Annotated in this window: 21 protein-coding genes; 8 read left to right on the top strand and 13 right to left on the bottom strand. The window is 69.8% G+C overall.

Features of this window, described 5'->3' with window-relative positions:
* Positions 1-463 precede the first annotated feature (463 nt).
* Positions 464-1084, bottom strand: coding sequence for a 2-hydroxychromene-2-carboxylate isomerase (locus tag EV670_RS01395; protein ID WP_130430027.1), 621 nt, complete (start codon positions 1082-1084; stop codon positions 464-466).
* Positions 1085-1089: 5 nt separating this feature from the next.
* Positions 1090-1833 (bottom strand): SDR family oxidoreductase, encoded by a 744-nt coding sequence (locus EV670_RS01390; protein WP_130430026.1) that lies wholly within the window; start codon positions 1831-1833, stop codon positions 1090-1092.
* Positions 1834-1924: 91 nt separating this feature from the next.
* Between EV670_RS01390 and EV670_RS01385 the strand changes: the two genes are divergently transcribed.
* The 4 genes from EV670_RS01385 (at position 1925) to EV670_RS01370 (ending at position 5750) form a co-directional block, all read left to right on the top strand.
* Positions 1925-2467 (top strand): TetR family transcriptional regulator, encoded by a 543-nt coding sequence (locus tag EV670_RS01385; RefSeq protein ID WP_130430025.1) that lies wholly within the window; start codon positions 1925-1927, stop codon positions 2465-2467.
* Between the two features lie 143 nt (positions 2468-2610).
* Positions 2611-3477 carry a restriction endonuclease gene (locus tag EV670_RS01380; RefSeq protein WP_130430024.1) on the top strand — a complete coding sequence of 289 codons (867 nt, stop codon included), beginning with the start codon at positions 2611-2613 and terminating at the stop codon, positions 3475-3477.
* A 267-nt stretch (positions 3478-3744) separates the two neighbouring features.
* Complete coding sequence (locus EV670_RS01375) at positions 3745-3966, top strand: hypothetical protein (protein ID WP_130430023.1); 222 nt, start codon at positions 3745-3747, stop codon at positions 3964-3966.
* 251 nt (positions 3967-4217) lie between these two features.
* Complete coding sequence (locus tag EV670_RS01370; RefSeq protein ID WP_130430022.1) at positions 4218-5750, top strand: P-loop ATPase, Sll1717 family; 1533 nt, start codon at positions 4218-4220, stop codon at positions 5748-5750.
* Between the two features lie 114 nt (positions 5751-5864).
* Here the strand turns inward: EV670_RS01370 and EV670_RS18980 are convergent, their stop codons facing one another.
* The 4 genes from EV670_RS18980 to EV670_RS01350 all read right to left on the bottom strand — a co-directional run bounded on the left by EV670_RS18980 (position 5865) and on the right by EV670_RS01350 (position 9579).
* Entirely contained in the window at positions 5865-6116 is a 252-nt protein-coding gene (locus EV670_RS18980; protein WP_423213564.1) for a DUF3455 domain-containing protein, read from the bottom strand.
* Positions 6117-6209: 93 nt separating this feature from the next.
* Entirely contained in the window at positions 6210-6824 is a 615-nt protein-coding gene (locus tag EV670_RS01360) for a hypothetical protein (RefSeq protein WP_130430021.1), read from the bottom strand.
* 200 nt (positions 6825-7024) lie between these two features.
* The gene (locus EV670_RS01355) at positions 7025-8683 is read right to left on the bottom strand and encodes a DUF3455 domain-containing protein (RefSeq protein WP_165393196.1); all 1659 of its coding nucleotides are present in this window, start codon (positions 8681-8683) and stop codon (positions 7025-7027) included.
* A 20-nt stretch (positions 8684-8703) separates the two neighbouring features.
* Complete coding sequence (locus tag EV670_RS01350; RefSeq protein WP_130430020.1) at positions 8704-9579, bottom strand: class I SAM-dependent methyltransferase; 876 nt, start codon at positions 9577-9579, stop codon at positions 8704-8706.
* Between the two features lie 75 nt (positions 9580-9654).
* Between EV670_RS01350 and EV670_RS01345 the strand changes: the two genes are divergently transcribed.
* The gene (locus EV670_RS01345) at positions 9655-11709 is read left to right on the top strand and encodes a transcriptional regulator (RefSeq protein WP_130430019.1); all 2055 of its coding nucleotides are present in this window, start codon (positions 9655-9657) and stop codon (positions 11707-11709) included.
* Here the strand turns inward: EV670_RS01345 and hutF are convergent.
* The 5 genes from hutF to hutC are packed head-to-tail and all read right to left on the bottom strand — an operon-like array spanning position 11706 to position 16383.
* A complete protein-coding gene (gene hutF, locus EV670_RS01340) occupies positions 11706-13037 on the bottom strand; it encodes a formimidoylglutamate deiminase (protein WP_130430018.1) in 1332 nt (443 codons plus the stop codon). The two genes, EV670_RS01345 and hutF, sit on opposite strands and share 4 nt — an antisense overlap.
* A complete protein-coding gene (gene hutG / locus EV670_RS01335) occupies positions 13027-13839 on the bottom strand; it encodes an N-formylglutamate deformylase (RefSeq protein ID WP_130430017.1) in 813 nt (270 codons plus the stop codon). Before hutG ends, hutF begins: the two co-directional genes overlap by 11 nt.
* Positions 13836-15077 carry an imidazolonepropionase gene (gene hutI, locus EV670_RS01330; protein WP_130430016.1) on the bottom strand — a complete coding sequence of 414 codons (1242 nt, stop codon included), beginning with the start codon at positions 15075-15077 and terminating at the stop codon, positions 13836-13838. The genes hutG and hutI overlap by 4 nt, the downstream gene beginning before the upstream one ends.
* Positions 15074-15661, bottom strand: a complete 588-nt coding sequence (locus EV670_RS01325) for a HutD/Ves family protein (protein ID WP_130430015.1) — start codon at positions 15659-15661, stop codon at positions 15074-15076. The genes hutI and EV670_RS01325 overlap by 4 nt, the downstream gene beginning before the upstream one ends.
* Complete coding sequence (gene hutC, locus EV670_RS01320; RefSeq protein WP_130430014.1) at positions 15658-16383, bottom strand: histidine utilization repressor; 726 nt, start codon at positions 16381-16383, stop codon at positions 15658-15660. Before hutC ends, EV670_RS01325 begins: the two co-directional genes overlap by 4 nt.
* A gap of 82 nt (positions 16384-16465) precedes the next feature.
* Between hutC and hutU the strand changes: the two genes are divergently transcribed.
* The 3 genes from hutU (at position 16466) to EV670_RS01305 (ending at position 20595) form a co-directional block, all read left to right on the top strand.
* Entirely contained in the window at positions 16466-18256 is a 1791-nt protein-coding gene (gene hutU, locus EV670_RS01315; RefSeq protein WP_130430013.1) for a urocanate hydratase, read from the top strand.
* A gap of 420 nt (positions 18257-18676) precedes the next feature.
* Positions 18677-20230 (top strand): histidine ammonia-lyase, encoded by a 1554-nt coding sequence (hutH, locus tag EV670_RS01310; RefSeq protein ID WP_130430012.1) that lies wholly within the window; start codon positions 18677-18679, stop codon positions 20228-20230.
* Complete coding sequence (locus EV670_RS01305) at positions 20227-20595, top strand: hypothetical protein (protein WP_130430011.1); 369 nt, start codon at positions 20227-20229, stop codon at positions 20593-20595. The genes hutH and EV670_RS01305 overlap by 4 nt, the downstream gene beginning before the upstream one ends.
* Before the next feature lie 16 nt (positions 20596-20611).
* Here the strand turns inward: EV670_RS01305 and EV670_RS01300 are convergent, their stop codons facing one another.
* Positions 20612-22000 carry an MFS transporter gene (locus tag EV670_RS01300; protein ID WP_242616796.1) on the bottom strand — a complete coding sequence of 463 codons (1389 nt, stop codon included), beginning with the start codon at positions 21998-22000 and terminating at the stop codon, positions 20612-20614.
* A 244-nt stretch (positions 22001-22244) separates the two neighbouring features.
* On the bottom strand, positions 22245-24092 hold the full coding sequence (locus tag EV670_RS01295; protein WP_130430010.1) for a tetratricopeptide repeat-containing diguanylate cyclase: 1848 nt from the start codon (positions 24090-24092) through the stop codon (positions 22245-22247).

Raw genomic sequence — 24092 nt, 5'->3', positions numbered from 1 at the left:
GCGCGATGCTAGTTCACGAGTCCGGCATCCCTCGTCAGGAATTGCCCCTTGTGTCGCCCGTGTTCGTCGCTCTTCGCCAATCGCTCAGCGGCCGTCGTTTCGATGCCACCGCCCAAAGGGAAGACGGACAGGACATAGCTCGCTTTGGCCCCTAGATCTCGGCGGTGCCGCTCTGACCATTGCTGCGCATCACCAGCGTCCAGGGCAGGTCACCCCGGTGGCGGCATTGACCATCAGGCTGACCGCACCCGGTACCTGCCTCGGTCCGCGGGAGCGCTCAGAACGATGGCGGGTGGCTGTGGCAAGACCGGGTTCCGTTGCTGCAGTTCCGTGAACGTGTTGTTGGCGTTGATCGTCAACAGCACATCGGTCTCGTTGTTGCTCTTGTCGCTCTCGAACAGCACGCCTTCGGGACCCACGATGGGCCGCAAGCGTGACAGGCGGGATCGGTCGCGGCTGTGGCTCAAGCCCTGGCGCGCAGGATCTGCTCCTCGACATCCGCCAGCCGCTCCTTGCCGAAGTAGATCTCGTCGCCGACAAAGAAGGTCGGCGCGCCGAAGGCGCCGCGCTCGTAGGCCGACTGCGTGCTCGCGGCGAGCCGTGCCTTGAGCTCGGGCTCCTGTGACTTGGCCACCAGCGCCGCGGCATCGAGCCCGGCCGCGCCCAGCACGGCGGCGATCTCGGCCTCGTCGTCCATGTTGCGGCCCTGCTCCCACATCGCGGCGAACACCGCGTCCACCAGCGCCGGCGCGCAGCCCAGCGCCTGCGCCGCCACCGCCAGCCGCATGATCTTGAGCGTGTTGACCGGAAAGAAGGGGTTGAGGCGGAACCGGTCGATTCGGTGGCGGGCGATGAAACGCCGCATCTCCAGATGCTCGTAGGCCAGCTTGTTCGGGATCTCGGCGTAGGCCACCACCGGCGAGCGGTTGTTAGCGAGCTTGAACAACCCGCCGAGCAGGATCGGCACGTACTCGAAGCGCACGCCGGTGCGCGCCTCGATGCCCGGCAGCACCTGGTGGCTCAGGTAGGCGTTGGGGCTGCCGAAGTCGAACAGGAACTGCACGCGCGGAGTAGCAGCATTCATGGCGCTCACCAGCTTTCCATCCAGGGCCGCAGCTCGGTCTCGTGGGTCCAGGCATCGCGCGGCTGGCGGTGGATCTGCCAGTAGGCCTCGGCGATCGAGTCCGGGCTGACGATGCCCTGCTGCTCCTTGAGCGCATAGCGCTCGGGGAAATTGCTGCGAATGAACTCGGTGTCGATCGCGCCGTCGATCACCGGGTGCGCCACATGGATGCCCTTGGGCCCGAGCTCGCGCGCCATGCTCTGCGCCAGCGCGCGCAGCGCATGCTTGGCGCCGGCAAAGGCGGCGTAACCCTCGCGCCCGCGCAGGCTGGCGGTGGCGCCGGTGAAGATGATGGTGCCGTGCCCGCGCGGCAGCATCGACTTGGCCACCTCGCGCCCCATCAGGAAGCCGCCGAAGCAGGCCATCTCCCACACCTTGAAGTAGACCCGCGCGGTGGTCTCGGTGATGCCGAAGCGCACGTTGGCGCCGATGTTGAACACCGCCACCTCGATCGGCGCGATCTCGCGCTCGATGCGCTCCACCAGCGCGACCATCTCCTCCTCCTTTCGCGCATCGCTGCCAAAGCCATGCGCCTCGCTGCCCTCGGCGCGGATCTGCGCCAGCAGCGGCTCGAGCTTGTCGGCCGAGCGCCGCGTGACGCAGGCCACAAAGCCCTCGCGCGCAAAGCGGCGCGCGATGGCGCCGCCGGTGGCGTCGCCGGCGCCGATCACGAGTACGGCCTTGCGGCCGCTGTTGGGAGGTGCTTCCACAGTGGGTGCCCCGATAAGATAATGATCGTCAGCCTATGATCGTCGCCAGGGCCTGTCAAGCCAAACCGAGCCGAGCCGAGTACCCGCACCGATGCGCTACCCCAAGCACCACAAGGACGCCGCCCGCCAGCGGCTGGTCGAGCAGACCGGCAGCCATGCCAAGCAGCACGGCTTTGCCGAGAGCGGCGTGGCGGCGCTGGCGGCGGCGGCCGGCCTGACCACCGGCGCGCTCTACAAGCACTTCGACGGCAAGGCCGAGCTGTTTGCGGCACTGGTGCAGGCCGAGCTGGCGCGCACCGCGCAGATGCTCGCCGCCATCGACAGCGACGAAGGCACCGCCCGCATGCTGGCCGGCTACCTGAGCCCGGCGCATGTGCGACACCCCGAGCGCGGCTGCGCGCTGCCGGCGCTGACGCCGGAGATCGCCCGTGCCGACGACGCGGCGCGCCAGGCCTACCAGGCCGGGCTGCTCGAGGTGCACGCCGAGCTGCAGCGCCTGAGCGGCGGCGATGCCGACAGCGCCTGGGTGCTGCTGGCGCAACTGGTGGGTGCCGTGATGCTGGCGCGCGCGCTGCCCGAGCCCGCGCTGCAGAAGAAGGTGCTTGACGCCGCGCGGGGGAGCTGCGCTTCATAGCGATGCGCCAGCCCTCGACGGCGTGACGGAGACGCCCTGCCAACCCGGGTACGAAGGCGAGGCCATTCGAGACTTTTGCCGCAGGCAGGTTGCTGGCCCCGCCCTCCCCGCAACGCAGAATGTTTGCGGGGAGGAATGACAAGATGAGTAGCAATAGACGAAGGCGCAAGACAAGCGCCTTTGAAGACTTGGTCGCGCTCGTGGCACTGCTGCCATGGTGGGTTGGCGTGATGTTGGCGGTCGTGAGCTACGTGGTTCTTTCGACCATCGCCAAGCGGCCGGTTCCGGCGGCGCAACCGGGCCAGATGGCAGCGCTCGTGACTGGCACGCTCACAGCCACGTTTGCCAGCATCGGCCAGTACCTTTTGCCTTTGATCTGCCTGCTCGGTGCAGGTGTGTCGGCCTGGAAGCGCCGCGAGCGCACCGCGCTGGCCGAGCAAGCCAGTGGACCGCGCGCGGCGCAAGCCATCGACGGCATGAGCTGGCGCGAGTTCGAGCGGCTGGTGGGCGAGGCCTACCGGCTGCGCGGCTACCGCGTGCAGGAGACCGGAGGTGGCGGCGCCGATGGCGGCGTGGACCTCGTGCTCGTCAAGGGCAGCGAGACCTGGCTGGTGCAGTGCAAGCAGTGGCGCGCGCAGATGGTGGGCGTCGACATCGTGCGCCAGCTCTACGGCGTGATGGCAGCGCGCGGCGCGACCGGCGGCTTCGTCGTCACGTCTGGCCACTTCAGCGATGACGCGGCGGCGTTCGCCAAGGGCCGCAACGTCGAGTTGGTCGACGGGCCGGCCTTGCAGCGAATGCTGGCCCAGGCCAAGGTTGGCGCGCAGCGTTCTCAGGTTGCTGCAACGCCGGTACCCGCCAAGGCACCGGCGGCGCAGGCGGCTCATGCGTGCCCGCAATGCGCCGGGCCGATGATCCAGCGCACCGCCGCGCGCGGCGCCAACGCCGGCAAGGCCTTCTGGGGTTGCGCGACGTATCCCAAGTGCCGCGGCACACGCGCTACAGCGTAGTGCTCAACGGCAGCAAGAGGTGCATCACATTCAATTCGGTTACGTACTCACGCCCGCTCAGTTCCCAGTGTTCGGATCACTGGCGATGCGAGGCGCCGGCGATGTGCAAGTGAAATGCCACATCAGCTAGCGTCCCACATCGACCGCTATTCTCACGACCTGCGCACTGCTCAATTCATCCCATCGTCATTCGGGTGCAAACATATCCCGATTGACCGTTCGCTGCCGCACAATGTCAGAAAGACCGAGTCACTGGAGTCGAGCAACATGAGTTCTGGCAAGTACTACATCGCTGACGGGTACATCTATGGCCCGAAAGATTCGGGGCGATTCTATATTCAGGACGGCTACATTTACGGCCCTAGGAACAGTGGCAAGTACTACATCTCTGACGGCTACATCTACGGACCGAAGAAGAGTGGCAAGTTCTACATCTCCGAGGGGTACATCTACGGACCGAACGAAGAGCTTCCTTGGCTTGAGGAGTAAAACTTCCCATGTTGCTGACTAAGCGGCCCAATTTGACGGGATTCTTTGCCAGCACTACTTGGTTATTCACCCGCAGCGTTGCCGCGCGGGAAGTGGTCCTACTCCGGCAGCCTACCGACTAATAGTTCATTCAAACCAAATTGCTCCGTGGGTCGGCCCAAGTCAGGCCTCCAGCCTGATTTGGCGTCAACATTGAGAAGCCGCTAACAAGGCTTACTCAAGTAAACTCACCTCAATTCACCTTAGCTTGAATGAATATGCGTTCTCGTCAGTCAATTCTCAGTAGCGCCACATTCGGCAGTCGCATTGCCGAGGATGAGCTTGATCGTCTCCAACTCTACTTCGTAGAGACCGAGCAGTGGCGGCGCGTCCTTTCAGGGGACGCCGACATCATCTTCGGCGCGAAGGGTTCAGGGAAGAGCGCCCTGTACTCCTTGCTGGTCGCCCAAAAGGAAGACCTCCGACTGGGTCGACGCACGATCTTCCTAGCCGCAGAAAATCCTCGCGGAACACCTGCTTTCCGCGATCTCACCACTCAACCACCACTAAGCGAGGAGCATTTTCGAGGATTGTGGAAGCTGTACTTCCTCTCGATTCTTGCCAACTACATCCGACATCATCTCGACACCACTCGTACAGATAACCCCGTTTGCGCTGAAGTCGTTCACTTCTTGGTTACGAACGGACTACTGGCCCCCAATGTCACTTTGCTCAGCCGCTTGAAGGCTGCCGCAGACTACTTACGCAAGTGGTTTCCCGCGCTCGAGGCTGGTGTTACGGACCCCAACACGGGCCTTGAAATTACCGGGAAGATCACCATCGGTGAGCCCACTCCCGAGCAGCGGGGTCTGGGCTACCGATCGCTGGATGAGTTGCTGAGTCGCTTAAACACCGGGTTCGCGCAGCAGAATATTGCCGCTTGGTTAGTACTCGATCGGCTTGATGTAGCTTTCACTGACAGCGACGAGCTTGAGGGGAATGCGCTTCGCTCTCTCTTCCGAAGCTACCTTGACATGCGCGACCTGTCGCAGTTCCAGATGAAGATCTTTCTGCGAGACGACATCTGGCGGAAGATTGTGAGCGTTGGATTTCGCGAGGCGAGTCATGTTACTAGGACGCTGACACTGTCATGGGATCGGCAGTCGCTACTGAATCTCATAGTTAGTCGCCTCGTGTCAAACGACCTCATCTGCGATCACTACGGAGTGACTCCTGAAGAGGTCCTCGCAAGTGCCGAGAAGCAGGAACAACTCTTCTACAGCGTCTTCCCCCCGCAGATTGATCGTGGCCCCAGCAAGTCCAAGACCCTCGACTGGATGATTACTCGCGTCGCTGATGGCACAAAGAGAACTGCGCCTCGGGAAGTGGTTCACTTGCTTCTCGAAGCACGCGATGAGCAGTTGCGCCACTTCCAACTTGGCACTGGCGACCCACCCGACGAGCACCTTATCGACAAGTCAGCGCTTCGCGCCGCGCTGCCGCGGGTTTCCAAGGCTAGGTATGAACAGACACTCTGTGCAGAGCACCCCTCTCTCAAGCCTTACCTCGACAGGCTTGAACGCGAAAAGGCAGAGCAGGATCCGGACTCGCTGTCATCGCTCTGGGGGATCTCTCGTGAGAAGACGGTGGCACTGTGCGAAAGGCTAATCGAAGTGGGCTTCCTTGAGCGTCGCGGCACCAAGGGTGAACCGATCTACTGGGTCCCATTCCTCTATCGCGACGCGCTTGACCTCGTCCAAGGCTCAGCCGCCAGAAAGGCGAAGAAGGCCAAGGTCAGACAGTGAGGTCAGCCACTCCCGCCGAAGTCGACAAGGGTTGCATCCGACTAGGTGCGATCGTGCGCAGAGGGTCGAATGCACGGAATCGCTCGCGGTGACCTGCCCCCACCGAACCCCGCCTCACGCCCCAAACATCAAATACTCCGCCTCATACGGCACCCGCGCCGTGACACCGAGCGAGCCGCCATCGCAGCCGCCACTCGGCGCCACGCCGCCACTGGTGTTCACCCGCTGCACCCGCGTCACCGCCGCGTAGCGCCCGGCGCCGCCGGCCGAGCGCGCCGACAGCAGCAGCCACGGGATCGCGTCGTCCTGTGGCGCGTCGGCGCGTGCCAGGGCCCGGCCGACGATGCGGCTGCCGTCGGTGGCTATACCCAGTGCGGGCCGGCATCCTGGCGGCCGCTGGGCCGGCCCTGGGCGTCGAAGCCGAACCCGACCGGGCGTGGCGTTCCTTCCGCGTGAGATCTACTTCGAGGCCGGCTTCGCCGCGGGCTTGGCACCAGCTGCCGGTTGCACGCCGACGGCCACGGACTGCGTGACGACCGCCACCACCTGGTCGCCCGCCTTGACTTCCTCAAGCACCTTCGGATCTTGAATCGCCACATCCAGGATCTTGCCTCCAGGTCCCTTGAGCTTCGCGACCTTCGCCTTCTTGTCGACGCTCTCCACATTGGCTACGATCGTCGTGCGCTTCGCGGCCATTGCGCCAGCCTTGTCGGGTTCGACGGAGGACTCGACCTTGGCACGGATGCCGTCGCCACCCTTCTGCAGGGCAAGTGCCACGCCCACCTTGTAGTCCACGGTCACACGGTCACCGACCTTGAGCTTTTCGAGATTCTTCACGGCCGGGTCGACCTCGAAGACGGCGACGTAGCCCTTCTCTCCCTTGATCTCCACGGTACGGGCGGCCGCATCCACGGCAGTGACGTCCCCGGTGATTCGGACCGTGGTCTCCGCGGACTTGGTCATCGTTGCAGGTTTCTCCGCCGTGGCCTGCGCGCTTGCGCCAGCGGTGAATGCCAGGCCTGCGATCAGCGCCGCAAGCAGCGCCGCCAGCCGGTTTGAGGTATTTGCCATCATCTTCCCTCCCGCAAACAGCGGCTGCCGGAATGGCTGCCTCGCTGCGCAGGCCATCCTAGGACTCGCTCCCGGCGCCGCATAGATCCCCCCCTAGCTCAAATTCGAGGCTGCTTTTGAAGCGAGCGTCGAACGTGCTCGGGTCGGTAGCACGCGTTCGTGCGCGAAGCGGCGATGGCTCCCATCGCCGCCCGCTGCGTCGCTCACGCCCCGAACATCAAATAGTCCGCCTCATACGGCACCCGCGCAGTGACGCCGACCGAGCCACCATCGCAGCCGCCGCTCGGCGCCACGCCGCCACTGGTGTTCACCCGCTGCACCCGCGTCACCGCCGCGTAGCGCCCGGCGCCGCCGGCCGAGCGGGCCGACAGCAGCAGCCAGGGGATCGCGTCGTCCTGCGGCGCGTCAGCGCGGGCCAGGGCCTGGCCGACGATGCGGCTGCCGTCGGCGGCTTCCCAATGCGGGCCGGCGTAGTGGCGGCCGCTGGGCCGGCCCTGGGCGTCGAAGAGTTCGGCCTCGGGCGCGACGAAGACCCACCCCGCGCCACCGCCCTGCGCCGCCGGCGCGGCGCGGCACTCGTAGATCTGCACGCCGCGCGCGCTCACCTGATCCAGCAGCTTTGCTGGTTGTGGCTCGCCGCCGGCGCGTGGTGCGCCCGTCTGCTGTTGCTGCTTGAGGCTCAGCGCCGCCAGCGCGCCAACCTGCCGGCCCATCGCGCTGCCCACCTCTGTCGCGTAGCGGAAGTGCACGCCCTCGTAGACGCGCGCGTCGCTCACCTCCTGCACGAAGTCGCCGAGCCGGCTCCAGCGCCGCGTCGCGCCCTTGGCGGTGGGGCTGCTGCTCGCCAGCTCCGGCATCGGCGCACCACTGCCGACGTCGGCCTGGAGAACGGTGGCCACGGTGGCGGCCAGGATGCTGTGCGCGCTCGGGTACTCGGGGTGCATCGGCGTATCGATCATCGGCTGCCAGCCGGGCTCGGGCTGGGTCGCGGGATTGCCGTCGGCATCGCCGTTGCGGATGGCGGTGACGGGGCGCCAGAAGTTGTAGTGGTACTTGGCGTCGAACACGGCGATCAGCGCGTCGTCCATGGCCTGCGCCACGGTGGCAAACAGGCGCGCGTTGCGCAGCTCGTCGCGGCCCGGTGCGAGTGCTACCGAGCGCACCACGGCGTAGTAGATCGGCGGCATCGAGTACTCCCAGAAGCGCGCGATCTCGGTCTGCTCGGCGCTGCGGCGCGTGCTGCTGCGGCCGCCAAGCGCGCGGATCTCCTCGTAGTCGCGCGCCCAGCGCTCGCTGTCCAGCGCCGGCGGCGGGCCGGGGCGGAACTGCGCCGCGCTCGCCAGCAGCCAGGGCTGGCGCTGCGGCCATTGCGTCGCCGCCACGGCCGCGGTCGGCACGTAGGCGCCGGCGCTGGCGTGCGGGCGGTAGCGGTCGGGTGCGGGGGCCAGGTCGGCCGCGCGCGCGGCCAGCACCGTGGCCGCCGCATGCTCGCCGGCCGCGATGCCGGCGGTCTTGGCCTTGCCTTCGGGCACGGCCGCCAGCGCCGCCTGGTAGGCCGCGTCGATGGCGGCCTGCTGGGCCGGCAGCAGCTTGGCCAGCGTCGCGCGGTTGGCCGCCGCCACCGCGCTGGCGATGGCGGCCGGCTCGTTGGCGGGTGCGGCCTGCACCGCCCCGAGCACCGCGGTCTGCACGATCGCCATCACCCGGTTGGCGGGCGGCGTGCCCATCTTCGACTCGACGACGAGTTCGCCGGCCTTGAGGTTCCAGTCGGTCACGGCGTCGGCGCGAGCGCTCGTTGTGGTCAGCGCGGCCAGCGCCACGACCGTCAGGCCGGCGAGGCCGATTTCAGTTGCGTTCTTCATGGTGGGCTCCTGCGCGCTCTTCAGCGCGGCGTGTTCTGGGTGGTGGTGATGACGATCTCGAGGTACTCGCTGGGCAGCACCACGGTGCCGTCCTCGGCGCGGTTGAAGCGGCCGATCAGCGCCAGCAGCTCTTCGCTCAGCGTCGCCTGCGCGGCCGGCTCGAGCGCGCCAAAGGCCTTGAGCACCGGGCCGTAGTAGTTGCGGAAGACATCGACCATCTCCTGCGGCGAGCGGTAGCGGAAGTTGAAGCGCCGCGACTCGCAACGGATGGCCGCGGCCCGCGTGCCGAACAGTTCTTCGATGCGCTTGCGCGTGCCCCACAGCGCCGGCGACTCGATGCCGGCCGGCGGCCGCACGTGACGACCGATGGTCTTGAAGAGCTGGCCGACGAAGCTCTCGGGCGTCCAGTTCGCCATGCCGATGCGGCCGCCGGGCGCGCAGACGCGCAGCATCTCGGCCGCGGTGCGACGCGGGTTGGGCGCAAACATCGCGCCGAAGGTGGAGAGCACGGCGTCGAAGGCGTCGTCGTCGAAGGGCAGCGCCTCGACGTCGGCCTCGCGGAACTCGATGTCGAGCCGCTCGGCCGCGGCGCGCTCGCGGCCACGCGTGAGCAGCGCGGGCACGTAGTCGGTCGAGACCACGTTGCAGCCACGCCGCGCGGCCGCCAGCGAGGCGTTGCCGTTGCCGGCGGCCACGTCGAGCACGTTGGCGCCGGCGCGCAGGTCGAGCGCCTCGCACAGCGTCTCGCCGACGATCTGCAGCGTGGTGCCGACCACGGCGTAGTCGCCCGATGACCAGGCGGCGCGCTGGCGGGTTTTCACCGCGGCGAAGTCGGGCTCGACGGCGGCGGCTTGGGGCTGGGCCTGGCGGGAGATGGTGTCGGACAATGCGTTCATGGGAAAAGCTCCGGTGTTGGCTGGGGTGGTAGCAAGGGTCGGCACGGGCCGACGGCGCCAATGTGGGCGCCGCCCATGGAAGCCAGCGTGGTAGCCGGCGTGGAATCGGGCGTGGAATTCGAGGTCGGCACCGACGCCAACGCCGCCGCGCTGCAGCTGCGGCTGCTGGGGCCGATGGCGATCCACCGCGCCGGCGTGGCGCAGGCGCTGCCGCCCTCGCGCAAGGTGCGCGGGCTGGTGGCCTACCTGGCGCTGGCCCAGCGCGCGCCGGCCCGCGGCTCGCTCTGCGAACTGCTCTGGGACCTGCCGAACGACCCGCGCGGCGAACTGCGGTGGACGCTGAGCAAGGCCCGCGCGCTGCTCGACGAGCCCGGCCGCGCACGCCTGCTGACCGAGGGCGACACGATCCGTATCGACCTGTCGGATGCCGCCGTCGACGCGCTCGCGGTGGAGCGCGCGCTGCGGCCCGGCGTGGCGACGCTGGCACCCGAGCGGCTGCGCGCGCTGGCCTCACTCTTTGGCGGCGACTTTTTGCAGGGGCTGGAGATCGAGCGCAGCGCGCCCTTCAGCGCCTGGCTGATCGCGCAGCGGCGCCGTTTCCGGGCGCTGCACGCGGCGATCCTGGAGCAGCTCGCGCAGCGCCTGCCGCCCGAGGCCGAGGAGCTGATTCCCTGCGTCGAAGCTTGGCTGCGGCTGGCGCCCTTCGACCGCCGCGCGCATGCGCTGCTGCTCGACGCGCTGGCGCGGCGCGGTCTGCTGCGCGAGGGCGAGGAACACCTGGCCGCCACCGCGCGCCTGTTCGAGGCCGAGGCGCAGGACTGGGCGCCGATCGGCCATGCCTGGCGCGCCGCGCGCTCAGGTCTTGCGGCGGCGGTCGAGCCAGTGGCGCCTGGCGCGAGCCCGCTCGTCTTACTGGAGGCCGGCGCGCCCACCGCGGCCACGCGCCGAGCCTCGATCGCGGTGATGCCCTTTGCCGACCACACGCGCAACGTCGCCATGCGCGGCGGCCTGGCCGACGGCTTGGCGCACGACGTGACGACGCGCCTGGCCAAGCTGCGCAGCCTGTTCGTGATCGCGCAGGGCACGGTGTTCGCGCTCGACGAACGCAGCATCGGCGCCGAGGAGGCCGGCCGCACGCTGGGCGTGGACTACGTGGCCGGCGGCTCGCTGCGGCGTGGTGCCGACGGCAAGGTCAGCGTCAGCGTGCAGCTCAGCGAGACGCGCAGCGCGCGCATCGTCTGGGCCGAGAGCTTCACGGCGCCGCTCGGCGACGCGCTCGCGGTGCTCGACGAGATCGGCAACCGCATCGTCAGCGCGATCGCCAATCAGATCGAAGTGGCCGAGCGCAACCGCGCGATCCTGAAAGCGCCCAACTCGCTCGACGCCTGGGAGGCGCACCACCGCGGGCTGTGGCACATGGTGCGCTTCGACCGCGAAGACAACGAATCGGCGCGCCATTTCTTCGAGACCGCGGTGCGGCTGGACCCGGGCTTCTCGCGGCCCTACGCGGGCCTGTCGTTCACCCATTTCCAGAACGCCTTCCTCGGCTGGGGCGAGCGCGATGCGCACATCGAGCTGGCCTGGCGCGCCGCCGCGCAGGGCCTGATGGCCGACGACCGCGACCCCGCCGCGCACTGGGCGATGGGCCGCGCGCTGTGGCTGCGCGGCCAGGAGGCCGACGCGCTGGCCGAGCTGGACTGCGCGGTCGACCTGAGCCCGAACTTCGCGCTCGGTCACTACACGCGCGCCTTCGTGCACGGGCAGTCGGGCGACGCGCGGATCGCGATCGAGGCCTCGGACTACTCGCGCGAGCTGAGCCCCTTCGACCCGATGCTGTTTGCGATGATGGCCACGCGCTCGATCGCGCTGCTGCGGCTGGAGCGCTACGACGAGGCCGCCGACTGGGCCCTCAAGGCCAGCGCGCGGCCCAACGCCCACGTCCACGCCCTCGCCATCGCGGTGTCATGCCTGGTGCTGGCCGAACGCGTGGATGAGGCACGCGCCATCGCCGCGACGATCCAGCGCCGCGTGCCCGGCTACCGCATCGACGACCTGATGAAGGTCGGTCGTTTCGCGCCCGAGGCGGCGGCGCGCATGCGGCGCGCGGCGCAGCGGGTCGGCATGGGCTAGGGCTCGACCCGGCGACCCGCCACCAGCACCTGCGCGAAGGCCGGTGATGCCCCGGGCGCGAACACCAGCGTGTCGAGCGGGTCGCCGCTGATGCCCTCGACTAGCGGCGCCGTTGGCGCTGGCAGCACCAGCAGGTCCGCCCTCGCGCCCGCTTCCAGGCCCCAACGCCTTAGTCCCGCCGCCGCGGCGCCACCGGCCAGCACGCGCTTGAACAGGCGCGCCGCGGTCGAGGGTTCGCCGAGCTCGGGCGCGGCGCAGACGTTGCGCCTGCGCTGCGTGAGACGTTGGCCGTACTCCAGCAGCCGCAGTTCGGCCGGCCAGTCGCGCTCCACGTGGCTGTCGGAGCCCAGCGTCAGCGGGGTGCTCGATGCCAGCCAGCGCGCCAGGTCGGGCAGGCCGTCGCCGAGGTTGGCTTCGGTGCTGGGACACAGCACGACGCCGGCGCCGCTGGCGGCCACCGCGTCGATCTCGGCCGGCGTCGTGTGGGTGGCGTGCACCAGTTGCCAGCGCGCGTCGAGCAGGCCCTCGTGCGCAAGCCATTCGATCGGGCGGCGACCGGTGGCGGCCAGGCAATCGTCGACCTCGGCGGTCTGCTCGGCGACGTGGATGTGGATCGGGCCCTCGTCGCCATCGCAGCCCTTCATCAGCGCACGGATCGACTCGGGCGCCGCCGCGCGCAGCGAGTGGATCGCGACGCCGGCGTTGACGTTGGGCCGCTTCGCCGCGCGGATGCCGTCGCGCATGCGCAGCACGCACCGGGCATCGGTGGCAAAGCGGCGCTGGTCGGGGCGTAGTTCCGGCTGCATGAAACCGGCGCGCTCGTAGAGCACCGGCAGCAAGGTCAGGCCGATGCCGGCATCGGCGGCGCCGTCGGCGACGGCCCAGGCCATCTCCAGCTCGTGGTCGTAGGCCCGGCCGTCGGGTTGGTGATGCAGGTAGTGAAACTCGCAGAGCTGCGTGTAGCCGCCCTGCAGCAGCTCGGTGCAGAGCTGGCGCGCGACGGCGCGCAGTTCCGATGGCGTGATGCGCAGCGCCACGCCGTACATGCGGTCGCGCCAGCTCCAGAAGTCGTCGTGCTCGCCGCTGCGCGTCTCGGCCAGTCCGGCAAAGGCGCGCTGGAAGGCGTGGCTGTGGGCGTCGACCAGGCCCGGCAGCGCCGGCCCTTGCAGGCGGATCGCCTCAGGTGCGGGGGCCACGCCGCAGTTGACTTCGCGCCAGTGGCCGGTGGCGTCGATGGCGAGTTGGACGCCGTCGTGCCAGCGGCCGGCGACCCAGGCGCGCGGGGCCCAGAGAACGTGGCCGCGAAGATCTTGGGGGTCAGCGTCCATCAGGCTTCCACTCAACCATCGTCCGCAGCAACTGCTTCAGCAGCGGCTGCACCTGCTCCGCGCGCGCCTCGTCGTAGGCAAAGGGTGAAGCCTCGTCGGCCATGTAGGTGCTCCAGCACATCTCGAGCTGCACCGCGTGCACGCCCTGCCCCGGCGATCCGTAGTGACGCGTGATGTGGCCGCCCTTGAAGCGGCCGTCGACCACCTGCGTGTAGCGGCTCTGCGCTGCCAGCACCGCGGCCAGGCGCTCGCGCAACGCCGGCGCGCAGCTCGCGCCGTTGGCGGTGCCGAGGTTCAGCTCGGGCAGGCGGCCCTCGAAGAGCCAGGGCAGTTCGCTCTTGATGCTGTGGCCGTCCCACAGCAGCGCGTGGCCATGCACGGTGCGCAGCCGGTCGAGCTCGGCGCGCAGCGCGTCGTGGTACGGGCGCCAGAACTCCTGCACGCGGTAGGTCACCTCGGCCTCGTCGGGTGCATAGCCGGCGCGGTAGATCGGCTCGCCGGTGAAGGCGCGCGTGGGGCACAGCTCGGTGTTGTTGACGCCCGGGTACATCGGCAAGTTCTCGGGCGGGCGGTTGAGGTCGACCACGTAGCGCGAGTAGCGCGGCACGATCAGCGAGGCGTCGAGCTCGTCGCGCACGAAGGCATAGAGGCGGTCGAGATGCCAGTCGGTGTCGGGCACCTCCAGCGCGGCGGGCAGGTAGCGCTCGCGGGCGAACTCGGGGATGCGCGTGCCCACGTGCGGCAGGCTCACCAGCAGCGGCGTGCGGCCATGGTGAAGGGTGAAGACTTCGCCAGCGTTCATGAGTGCAACTCCATATCGACCCCGCCGCTGACGACACGACGGCAGGGGTTGGCGCCGCCGAAGCGGTAGGCCAGGTCGCGCGGATGATCCACCGCCCACAGCGCCAGGTCGGCACGCTTGCCGGGCTCGAGCGTGCCATGCGTGGCCTGCAGGCCGAGCGCGCGCGCCGCGTTGACCGTGAGCCCGCGCAGCGCCTCGGCCGGCGTCAGGCGAAACAGCGTGCACGCCATGTTGAGCATCAGCAGCGGTGACAGCGTCGGCGAGGAGCCGGGGTTGTGGTCGGTGGCGATCGCGATCGGCACGCCGGCCTCGCGCAGCGCATCGATCGGCGGCAGCTTGGTCTCGCGCAAAAAGTAGAACGCGCCGGGCAGCAGCACCGCCACGGTGCCGGCGGCGGCCATCGCGGCAACGCCCTCGGCGCTGAGGTACTCGAGGTGGTCGCAACTGAGCGCGTCGAAGCTCGCCGCGAGTGCGGCGCCGCCCTGGTCGCTGAGCTGCTCGGCATGCAGCTTGACCGGCAGGCCGAGCCCGCGCGCGGCCTCGAACACGCGCCGCGTCTGCGCCGGCGTGAAGGCGATGCGCTCGCAGAAGGCATCGACCGCATCGACCAGGCCTTGCGCCTGCAGCTGCGGCAGCCACTCGACGACGGCGGCGATGTAGTCGTCGGCGCGGCCCTCGAACTCGGGCGGCAGCGCGTGCGCGGCCAAGCAGGTGGTGCGCACCGTGATGCCGAGCGCCTCGCCGACGCGGCGCGCCACGCGCAGGCAGCAGGCCTCGTCGGTCAGGCTCAGGCCGTAGCCCGACTTGATCTCGATGCTCGTCACGCCCTCGGCCATCAGTGCGCGGGCACGCGGCAGCGTCAGCGCGAACAGGGTCTCGTCGTCGGCCGCGCGGGTGGCGGCCACCGTCGAGCGGATGCCGCCGCCGGCGCGCGCGATGGCCTCGTAGCTCGCGCCCTGCAGCCGCAGCTCGAACTCGTGCGCGCGGCTGCCGGCGTAGACCAGGTGCGTGTGGCAGTCGATCAGGCCGGGCGTGAGGCAGGCGCCGCCGAGGTCGTGCTCCTCGGCAACGTCGATGTCACGCGGGAGCTCGCCCTCGGGCCCGACCCAGGCGATGTGCTCGCCGCGCGCGAGCAAGGCGCCGCGCTCGATCAGCGCGCCCCACGGCGAGGCGGCCGGATCGCCGGCCAGCGTGGCGATGTGCGCGTTGCGCCAGAGCCGCAGAGGGGCTTCGTTCATTTCTTCTTCTCGACTTCGGGTTCGTAGGCCACCGACCAGGCGCGCGCGCCGGGCGCGGCTTCGATCGTCCAGAGTTCACCGGCCGCCGCGTCGCTCCAGGCCAGGCTGCCGGCCACGAGCGGCTGCGGCGCCGCGCCGGCGCGATGCAACACCGCAGCGTCGGCCACGTAGACCGCCTTGAGGGGCGCGCGCAGCAACAACGGCTCACTCGGCTGCAGGCGCTGCAGGCCACCGCGGCCGCGCGCGAGCATCAGGTTCAAGTCCTGCGTCGGCCCGTCGAGCAGGCGGCAGGCGGGCGCGATGCCGCCGTCGAACTGCAGCACCTCGTCGCCGCGACGCACGCTGCGGATGCGGTCGGCGCTGCCGAAGCGCAGCTCGACGCCAGCGCCGTCGATCACCGCGAACCAGCGATCGATGCCGTGAAAGGAGGAGAACGGTCCGTCGCGCTCGATCTCGGCCACGCTCAGGCGCAGCGCCCAGCGCTCGGCGTTGGGCCAGGCCAGCAGCTCGCGCGTGGAGCCGCCGCCGTTGCGCCAGGGGGTGGGCGCCACGTCGGCGAGCCGGACAAACTGCACCGCCGTCATGGCTTGAACGCCCCTTCGAGCAGATAGCGCGTGCCTGGATGCACCAGCCGCGCGATCGTCACCGGCACGCCGCGGCTGACGGTGCGGCGGGTCACGACCAGGCAGGCCTCGCTGCGCGGCACGCCGAGCAGCTTGGCTTCCTGCGCGGTGGGCGCGGCGGCCTCGATCTGGTACTGCGCCTCCCACAGCGGCGCCACCTCGAGCAGGTAGTGGGTCGGCGTGGTCTGGGTGAAGTCGACCTGCAGATAGTCGGGCGCGCAGGCCGGGTTGACGTAGCGGTCCTCGCACTGCAGCGGCTGGCCGTTCTCGTGGTGGACGATGAGCGTGTGGAACACGCGCTCTCCCTCGGCCAGGCCGAGCCGTTGCGCCAGCGCGGCGCCGGCCACCTCCTCGGCGGCCAGATGCACCGTCGCACTGTGGCGATGGCCGCGGGCGGCGATCTCCTCGTGGATGTCGCGGATGGTCAGCGTGGACGAGACGCGATGCAGTTGCGCCGCGAAGGTGCCCACGCCCTGCAGCCGCTCGACCAGCCCTTCGTCCTGCAACTCGCGCAGCGCGCGCGTGACGGTCATGCGGCTGACGCCGAAGCGCGCCACCAGCTCGGCCTCGGAGGGCATCAGCGCGCCGGGGGCGTAGCGGCCGCGCGCGAGCTCGGCCTTGAGGTGCTGCTTGACCTGCGCGTAGGGCGCGAGGCCGGTCCTTGGTTTCACGCGTGCATCCATGCTGGCATCGATCCTACTTGCCTAAGCTTGTCTAGACAAGTAGAGTTGCACCCATCGATTGCACCAGCCTGGAGCCCACGTCATGAGCAACCTCTCTGCCGTCCCCGTCAACGCCCAGCCGCGCCCGGTGAAGGCGCCCACCGGCACCACCCTGCATTGCAAGAACTGGCTGATCGAGGCCGCCTATCGCATGCTGCAGAACAATCTCGATCCGGCGGTGGCCGAGAACCCGGACGCGCTGGTGGTCTACGGTGGCATCGGCAAGGCGGCGCGCGACTGGAGCTGCTTCGAGGCGATCCTGGCCTCGCTGCGCACGCTGGGCGAGGACGAATCGCTGCTGGTGCAGTCGGGCAAGCCGGTCGGCGTGTTCCGCACGCATGCGGATGCTCCGCGCGTGCTGATCGCCAATTCCAACCTGGTGCCGAAGTGGTCGACCTGGGAACACTTCAACGAGCTCGACCGCAAGGGCCTGATGATGTACGGCCAGATGACTGCCGGCTCGTGGATCTACATCGGCACCCAGGGCATCGTGCAGGGCACCTACGAGACCTTCGTCGAGGCCGGCCGCCAGCACTATCCTGTCGGCCCCTCGCCCGCCGAGTACGACGGTCGGTCCCCCGAGGGGACCGCGCCCGGCTTGGGGCGGCCCGGCGCTCGGGCACGAGGCGGCGAATGGGAGGGCCGCTGGATCCTCACCGCCGGCCTGGGCGGCATGGGCGGCGCGCAACCGCTGGCGGCCAGCTTTGCCGGCGCCTGCTCGCTCAACATCGAGTGCCAGCAGAGCCGCATCGACTTTCGCCTCAAGACGCGCTACCTCGACGAGCAGGCCAAGGATCTCGACGACGCGCTGGACCGCATCGCCCGCTACACCGCCCAGAAGAAGGCGGTCTCGATCGGCCTGCTCGGCAACGCGGCCGAGTTGCTGCCGGAACTGGTCAAGCGCGCCAAGGCGGGCGGCATCCGCCCCGACCTGGTGACCGACCAGACCTCGGCCCACGACCTGATCAACGGCTACCTGCCGGCCGGCTGGAGCCTGGCGCGCTGGCAGGCCGCGCGCGCCGACGCCGGTGCCCATGCGGTGCTGCGCGACGCCGCCGCCAAGAGCTGCGCGGTGCATGTGCAGGCCATGCTCGACTTCCAGGCGATGGGCGTGCCGACCGTGGACTACGGCAACAATATCCGCCAGGTCGCCTTCGACGAGGGCGTCGAGAAGGCCTTCGACTTCCCGGGCTTCGTGCCGGCCTACATCCGGCCGCTGTTCTGCCGCGGCACCGGGCCGTTCCGCTGGGTCGCGCTGAGTGGCGACCCGGAGGACATCCGCAAGACCGACGCCAAGATGAAGGAGCTGTTCCCCGACAACAAGCACCTGCACCGCTGGCTCGACATGGCCGGCGAGCGCATCGCCTTCCAGGGCCTGCCGGCGCGCATCTGCTGGATCGGCCTCGGCGATCGCCATCGCGCGGGCCTGGCCTTCAACGAGATGGTGAAGAACGGCGAGCTGAAGGCACCGATCGTGATCGGCCGCGACCATCTCGACAGCGGCTCGGTGGCGAGCCCGAACCGTGAGACCGAGGCGATGAAGGACGGCTCCGACGCGGTGTCGGACTGGCCGCTGCTGAATGCCCTGCTCAACACGGCGGGCGGTGCCACCTGGGTGTCGCTGCACCATGGCGGCGGAGTCGGCATGGGCTACTCGCAGCACGCCGGCGTGGTGATCGTGGCCGATGGCACCGATGCGGCGGCGAAGCGGCTGGAGCGGGTGCTGTGGAACGACCCGGGCACCGGGGTGATGCGGCATGCGGATGCCGGGTACGAGATCGCCATTGCCTGTGCGCGGGAGCAGGGATTGAAGATGCCGATGCTGGGGGTGTGATTCGGCTGCCGCCGGGGCGCTGATTGCCCTTGCGAGGACGCGCCGGGTCCCGGCCCGGCGGCCGGGTAACTTTCTTTGCGGGGCCAAAGAAAGTCACCAAAGAAAGGCCCCGAACACGATCTTGCTCGATCGCTGTTTGGGCCAGCCAAGCAACGCTTTACCGTACCTTCTCTGCCCAGCACGCGAGAGCAGAGGTTCGCCTGGGAACACGCAGGTGCTCTTGTTCCTGCTACAGCCAAATCGTGTTAGGCCCTCTTCTTTGGTGACTTTCTTCTGGGCCCGCAGAAGAAAGTTACTCGCCCGCCGGGGCGAACTCCCGGCGCGCCGTTGCACTGCGAACGAGCATCACCGCCGGCAGGCACTCACCGCATCAGCGCCAGTCCGAACTTTCAGCGCCGTCACTCGAACTGAAGACACATCATGACCAAGCAACTGCAAATCACCCCCGGCAAACTCAGCCTCGACGAGCTGCAAGCCATCCACGCTGGCGGCGTGCAGATCAGCCTCGATCCGGGCTGCCGCGCCAGCATCCTCGCCAGCGCCGCCGTCGTGCAACGCGCCGCCGCCGGCAAGGAACCGGTCTACGGCGTCAACACCGGCTTCGGCAAGCTGGCCTCGACCCGCATCGACGAGGCCGCGCTCGATCAACTCCAGCTCAACCTGATCCGCTCGCACAGCGTCGGCGTCGGCGCGCCGCTGCAGCCGCCGGTGGTGCGGTTGATGCTGGCGATGAAGGCAGCCAGCCTGGCGCGTGGCCATTCGGGCGTGCGCGAGGTGGTAATCGATTCGCTGCTGGCCGTACTCAACGCGGGCCTGATCCCCTACGTGCCGGCCCAGGGCTCGGTCGGTGCCTCGGGCGATCTGGCGCCGCTGTCGCACATGACGCTGGCGCTGCTCGGCGAGGGGGAGTTTTTGGTCGACGGTGAACGCCGCGCCGCCGCCGCCGTGCTGCAGGAGGCCGGCATCGCGCCGCTGCGGCTGGCGGCCAAGGAGGGGTTGGCGTTGATCAACGGCACCCAGACCTCGACCGCGCTCGCGCTGCATGCGCTGCTCGCCTTCGAGCCGGTGCTCGAGTCGGCGCTGGTGGTGGGCGCGCTGACGGTGGACGCCGCGCGCGGCAGCGACGGCCCCTTCGACCCGCGCATCCACGAGTTGCGCGGCCAGCCGGGCCAGATCGATGTGGCGCGGTACTACCGCGCGCTGCTGGCCGGCAGTGCGATCCGCCTCTCGCATCTCGAGGGCGACGATCGGGTGCAGGACCCGTACAGCCTGCGCTGCCAGCCGCAGGTGGTGGGTGCCTGCCTCGACCAGTTGCGCCATGCCTCGCTGGTGCTGCTGCGTGAAGCCAACGCGGTGACCGACAACCCGCTGGTCTTCGCCGATGGCAACGAGCTGGTCTCGGGCGGCAACTTCCACGCCGAGCCGGTGGCCCTCGCGGCCGACGCGATGGCGGTGGCGATCGCCGAAGTCGGCGCGATTGCCGAGCGCCGCATCGCGATGCTGATCGACGCCGGTGTCTCGCGGCTGCCGCCCTTCCTCACCGCCGACGCCGGGCTCAACTCCGGCTTCATGATCGCCCATGTCACCGCGGCGGCGCTGGCCTCGGAGAACAAGTCGCTGGCCCACCCGGCCAGCGTGGACTCGCTGCCGACCTCTGCCAATCAGGAAGATCACGTGTCCATGGCCACCTTCGCCGCGCGTAGGCTGCAGGCCATGATCGACAACACCGCCCACATCCTCGGCATCGAGCTGCTGGCGGCGGCGCAGGGCATCGAGTTCCTGCGTCCGCTCAAGAGCTCGCCGGCGCTCGAGGACGCCCATGCCCTGCTGCGCGCGGCCTGCCCCTCGGTGGCCGTCGACCGCTACCTCGCGCCCGACATCGAGCGCGCCAGCGCGCTGGTGCGCGACGGCTCGCTGTCGCACGTGTTCCGCAGCCTCGGCGGCGAGCTGCCGGCGCTGTGGACACCGGCATGAGCCGAGGGGCGCCGCGTTCGCGGCTGCTGCAGGGCGGCGAGTGGCTGGCTTACGCGGCCAGTTGCACCCTGGCCGGCCTGCTGGCCTGGTACCTGAGCGGCTGGGCGCTGCTGGCGACCGACGGCGGCTCGCTGTCGCTGTTCGTCTCGGCGGTGGCGCTGCGCGCGATCGCCGCTGCCGCGGTCGGCGGCGCCTGGATCGTCGCCGCCCAGCGCTGCCTCGAACTCACCGACGCCGAACTCATCGAGCATGGCCTGGGCCCGCGCCGGCCGCTGCGCGACACGCGCGGCCGCCAGGTAGCGCTGCTGTTGCTGCTGGCCACCGGCGGCATCTGGGTGCTGCTCGGCATGCACGACCTGCGCTGAGGAGCCCGCGGCTCGCTCAGGCCCGCCCTTCCACTACGTCGCGCAACTCGCCCGCCTCGACGCCCAGCGTCGATTCCACGTCTTCCGTCGCGGGCAGCTCGCTCACGGTGCGGATCAGCGTCAATCGCCAGGCCAGCAGCGCCAGCAGCAGCGCGCCGCCGCCCGAAAAGGCCAGCGCCGCGCGCAGCCCCACGTGCTCGCCGAGCCAGCCGGCGAACAGCGCGCCGGGCGCGGCGGCGAGCGTGGTGAGCCAGCGCATCGCGCTGGTCATGCGGCCGAGCAGTTGCGCCGGCGTCACCGCCTGGCGCAGCGCGAGGAAGTTGATGAAGATCAGCGTCGCACCGAAGCCGAAGCACAGCAGCATGAAGGCGAAGGCGGCAATGCCGACCGTGTTCGCCGGTGCCAGCGCCAGCTGGCCCCAGCCGAGGCCGCAGATCGCAATGCCCATCAGCAGGCAGGGTCCGGGCCCGAGCCGGCGCGAGATGCGGTTGCCGAACACGCTGGCGCCGACAGTGCCGACGCCGAGCACGACGTAGCTCAGGCCGACCTGCGAGGCCTCGAGGCCGAGCGTGCGAGTGGCGAACAGGATCTGCACCACCAGTGCGCCGTGATAGAACATCTGCCACAGCCCGACCGTGATCGACAGCGCCAGCAGCAGCGGCGTGCCGACCACGAAGCGCAGGCCGGCCTTGAGGTCTAGCCAGAAGTGCTGGTCCTTGCGCCGCTCGATGCGCTCGTGCACGCGGATGCCGCGCAGGATGCCCACCGAGATGACGAGCAGCAGCGCGTCGACCAGCAGCGCCAGCGGCGCACCGACCAGCTTGATCAGCGCGCCGGCCACGCCCGGGCCGGCGACCTCGGCGCCGGAACTCGCCAGTGCGTTCTTGGCATGCGCCTCGACCAGCCGGTCGCGCGTGACCACCTGGGTCAGCACGATCTGCGCCGCCGAGCCGGCCACCACGTAGACGCTGCCGAGCAGGAACCCGGTGGCATACATCCACGGCATCGACAGCCAGCCCAGCCAGTGCGCCAGCGGCACGCCGGCCACCAGCAGCGCGATGGTGAGCTCGCCGTAGATGTAGACCGGCAACTTGCGCACCCGGTCGAGCCAGACGCCGGCCGGCAGCGAAAGCAGCACGAAGGGCGCGATCTCGATCGCGGTGAGCAGACCCATCTGGGTCGGCGTGGCGTGCAGCAGCACGGCCGCGGTCAGCGGCAGCGCGAGCATCGTGACCTGGCCGCCGAAGGAGCTGATCAGGATCGAGCTCCACAGGCGGCGATAGGTGACGTCGTGCAGCAGGTCGCCGGCCGGCAGCCGCAGGCAGGCACGCAGGCGCTCGATCAGGCTGCGCCAGAGGCCGGGGGCCGCGCGCGGCGCGGCCAGAGATTCTTCTTGGGTCCTCACGGACTCGTCCTTCCTGGCGCGATCCGGGAACGGATCGCGACGGCATTCTTCAGCAGGGCATGAAGGCGCGATGGGCCATCGCGCCAGGCTCGAGCGTTGCGCCGGCCGGCGCTCGCGAGCCGCAGGAACTGCCGGCTACCGACGAGCGCGGACCGCACGCAACGCGGCGTGCGCGCCGGGTGCGATTCGTCGGTCCTTGTCGAGCAGCGTGGTCATCGGCTTCGCGTCCTGTGCAGCGACTTTATCAGCGTCCGGAGCCGGTCAGTTGGCCGAGCGGCGCGGCACTCGCCACCGGCCCCAGCAGCACGCGGTTGCGGCCCTCGCGCTTGGCCGCGAGCAAGGCCTCGTCGGCCGCCTTGAGCAGCGCCGCCGCCGATTCGCCGACCGCGCCGGAGTCGCAGACCCCGGCCGAGAAACTCAGGCCCTGCAGGCGCACATGGCCGAGCGTGAAGACCTCGGCGCGCCAGCGCCGCAGCAGCGCGGCGATCTTGCGCTGCGCCGCGGCGGCACCGGTGCGTGGCATCAGCAGGCAGAACTCCTCGCCGCCCCAGCGGCAGGCCACGTCGCTGCGTCGGCTGCTGCCATCGAGCAGGCGGCCAAAGGCGGCCAGCACCGCGTCGCCGGCGTCGTGGCCATGCTGGTCGTTGACGAGCTTGAAGTGGTCGAGGTCGATGATCGCCACCGCCAGCGGCTGGCGGTCGCGCTGCGCCAGCGCCCACATCGCGGGCAGCGTGTCGTTGAGGTGGCGACGGTTGAAGAGGCCGGTGAGCGCGTCGCGCGAGGCCTGCTCGCGCAGCGCCGACTGCAGCGCCTGGACCTCCTGCACCGTGCGCGAGAGCTGCTCGTTGCTGGCCTGCAGCTCGCTGCGCGCGCGCTCGACAGTGCGGCGCTGGGCGTCGTTCTCGGCCAGCTTGTGCTGCAGCCGCAGCAGTTCGGTCTGCAGCGCCGCGGCCTGGTAGCGCGCCTGCGAGGCCAGGCGTGCGCGCTCCACGTGCAGGCGCTTCCAGTGGCGCATCGACTCGAGCGCCGCCGCCACGTCGCCGCATTGCTGCTGGATCTCGGCGCGGGTCAGGAAGAACAGGCAGCGCACGCGCAGGCTCAGACCATCGATGTCGTCGCTGGCGGCCAGCGGCAGCGCCTGCGCGAGGTGATCGTCGGCCTCGCGCCAGCGTGCATGGCGCCCAGCCAGCAGCGCGGTGGCCAGGGCCAGCTCGAGCTGGCCCTCGGGCAGCAGCGGCCGGACCTGGTGCTGCGCCTGTGCCTGGGCCACCAGGTCGGCGCCGAGCGCGACATCGCCGCCATGCAGCGCGGCGATCGCCAGCGTCTCGAAGTGGGCCGCCAGCGCGCCGCGACCGGTGGCGTCGGGCGGCAGCGCGCAGACCCGGTCGATGTCGGGCAGCGCCTCGACGGTGCGGTCGAGTTCGATCAGGCAGATGATGCGGTTGATCAGCAGCACGCAGTGCAGGCGCGCGTTGTTGAGGCTGGCGCAGCGGGCCAGGCCCTCGTCGACATGGCGCAGCGCCTCGTGGTAGTCGCCGATCTGCAGCAGCTCATGGGCGAGGTTGCAATGCAGCACCACGTCGAAGCCGTGGCTGCGCGCCGGGCCGGTGCCGCGCAGCGCCTGGTACATGTAGGCGAAGGCCTGCTCCGAGCGGCCCTGGGCCGAGTAGCAGCCGGCGATGGTGTTGAGCAGCACGCTGCGCTGCTCGTTGCGCAGCAGGCCCAGGCCCTCGTCGCGCAAGGGCAGCACGATCTGCAGCGAGTCCTCGAAGCGCCCGTCGCGCCAGGCCGAGCGCGCCATGCCGGCGCGGGCGAGGACGTGGCCGGCACGGTCGGCCACCGCATCGCAGCAGCGCACCGCGCGCTCGAGTTCGGCGATCGCCTCGGCCGGCGTGGCGAAGTGCAGCAGGTGGTAGCCGCGCACCAGGTGGGCCCGGCCCTGCGCGGCGATGTCCTGCTGCGCCTGCGCGCGCACCAGCGCCCGCTCGGCGAGTTCGGCGGCCTGGACCGAGTCGACATGCAACAGCTGCCAGGCACGACGCGCCAGGCGCATCGGCTCGGAAGCGGTGGAGCGTGTCGTCGGCCCGTCCAT

This window comes from Rivibacter subsaxonicus, from assembly GCF_004217215.1.
GTDB lineage: Bacteria > Pseudomonadota > Gammaproteobacteria > Burkholderiales > Burkholderiaceae_C > Rivibacter > Rivibacter subsaxonicus.
This window is presented reverse-complemented; position numbering and strand designations above follow the sequence as displayed.

Coding starts and splice junctions, on each gene's coding strand:
- EV670_RS01325 (WP_130430015.1), bottom strand. CDS start 15,661: ATGACGGCGGTGCAGTTTGTCCGGCTCGCCGACGTGGCGCCCACCCCC.
- hutU (WP_130430013.1), top strand. CDS start 16,466: ATGAGCAACCTCTCTGCCGTCCCCGTCAACGCCCAGCCGCGCCCGGTG.
- EV670_RS01360 (WP_130430021.1), bottom strand. CDS start 6,824: ATGATGGCAAATACCTCAAACCGGCTGGCGGCGCTGCTTGCGGCGCTG.
- EV670_RS01375 (WP_130430023.1), top strand. CDS start 3,745: ATGAGTTCTGGCAAGTACTACATCGCTGACGGGTACATCTATGGCCCG.
- EV670_RS01395 (WP_130430027.1), bottom strand. CDS start 1,084: ATGAATGCTGCTACTCCGCGCGTGCAGTTCCTGTTCGACTTCGGCAGC.
- hutF (WP_130430018.1), bottom strand. CDS start 13,037: ATGGACGCTGACCCCCAAGATCTTCGCGGCCACGTTCTCTGGGCCCCG.
- hutC (WP_130430014.1), bottom strand. CDS start 16,383: ATGGATGCACGCGTGAAACCAAGGACCGGCCTCGCGCCCTACGCGCAG.
- hutG (WP_130430017.1), bottom strand. CDS start 13,839: ATGAACGCTGGCGAAGTCTTCACCCTTCACCATGGCCGCACGCCGCTG.
- EV670_RS01370 (WP_130430022.1), top strand. CDS start 4,218: ATGAATATGCGTTCTCGTCAGTCAATTCTCAGTAGCGCCACATTCGGC.
- EV670_RS01345 (WP_130430019.1), top strand. CDS start 9,655: ATGGAAGCCAGCGTGGTAGCCGGCGTGGAATCGGGCGTGGAATTCGAG.
- hutI (WP_130430016.1), bottom strand. CDS start 15,077: ATGAACGAAGCCCCTCTGCGGCTCTGGCGCAACGCGCACATCGCCACG.
- EV670_RS01305 (WP_130430011.1), top strand. CDS start 20,227: ATGAGCCGAGGGGCGCCGCGTTCGCGGCTGCTGCAGGGCGGCGAGTGG.
- EV670_RS01355 (WP_165393196.1), bottom strand. CDS start 8,683: ATGAAGAACGCAACTGAAATCGGCCTCGCCGGCCTGACGGTCGTGGCG.
- EV670_RS01380 (WP_130430024.1), top strand. CDS start 2,611: ATGAGTAGCAATAGACGAAGGCGCAAGACAAGCGCCTTTGAAGACTTG.
- EV670_RS01385 (WP_130430025.1), top strand. CDS start 1,925: ATGCGCTACCCCAAGCACCACAAGGACGCCGCCCGCCAGCGGCTGGTC.
- EV670_RS01350 (WP_130430020.1), bottom strand. CDS start 9,579: ATGAACGCATTGTCCGACACCATCTCCCGCCAGGCCCAGCCCCAAGCC.
- EV670_RS01295 (WP_130430010.1), bottom strand. CDS start 24,092: ATGGACGGGCCGACGACACGCTCCACCGCTTCCGAGCCGATGCGCCTG.
- hutH (WP_130430012.1), top strand. CDS start 18,677: ATGACCAAGCAACTGCAAATCACCCCCGGCAAACTCAGCCTCGACGAG.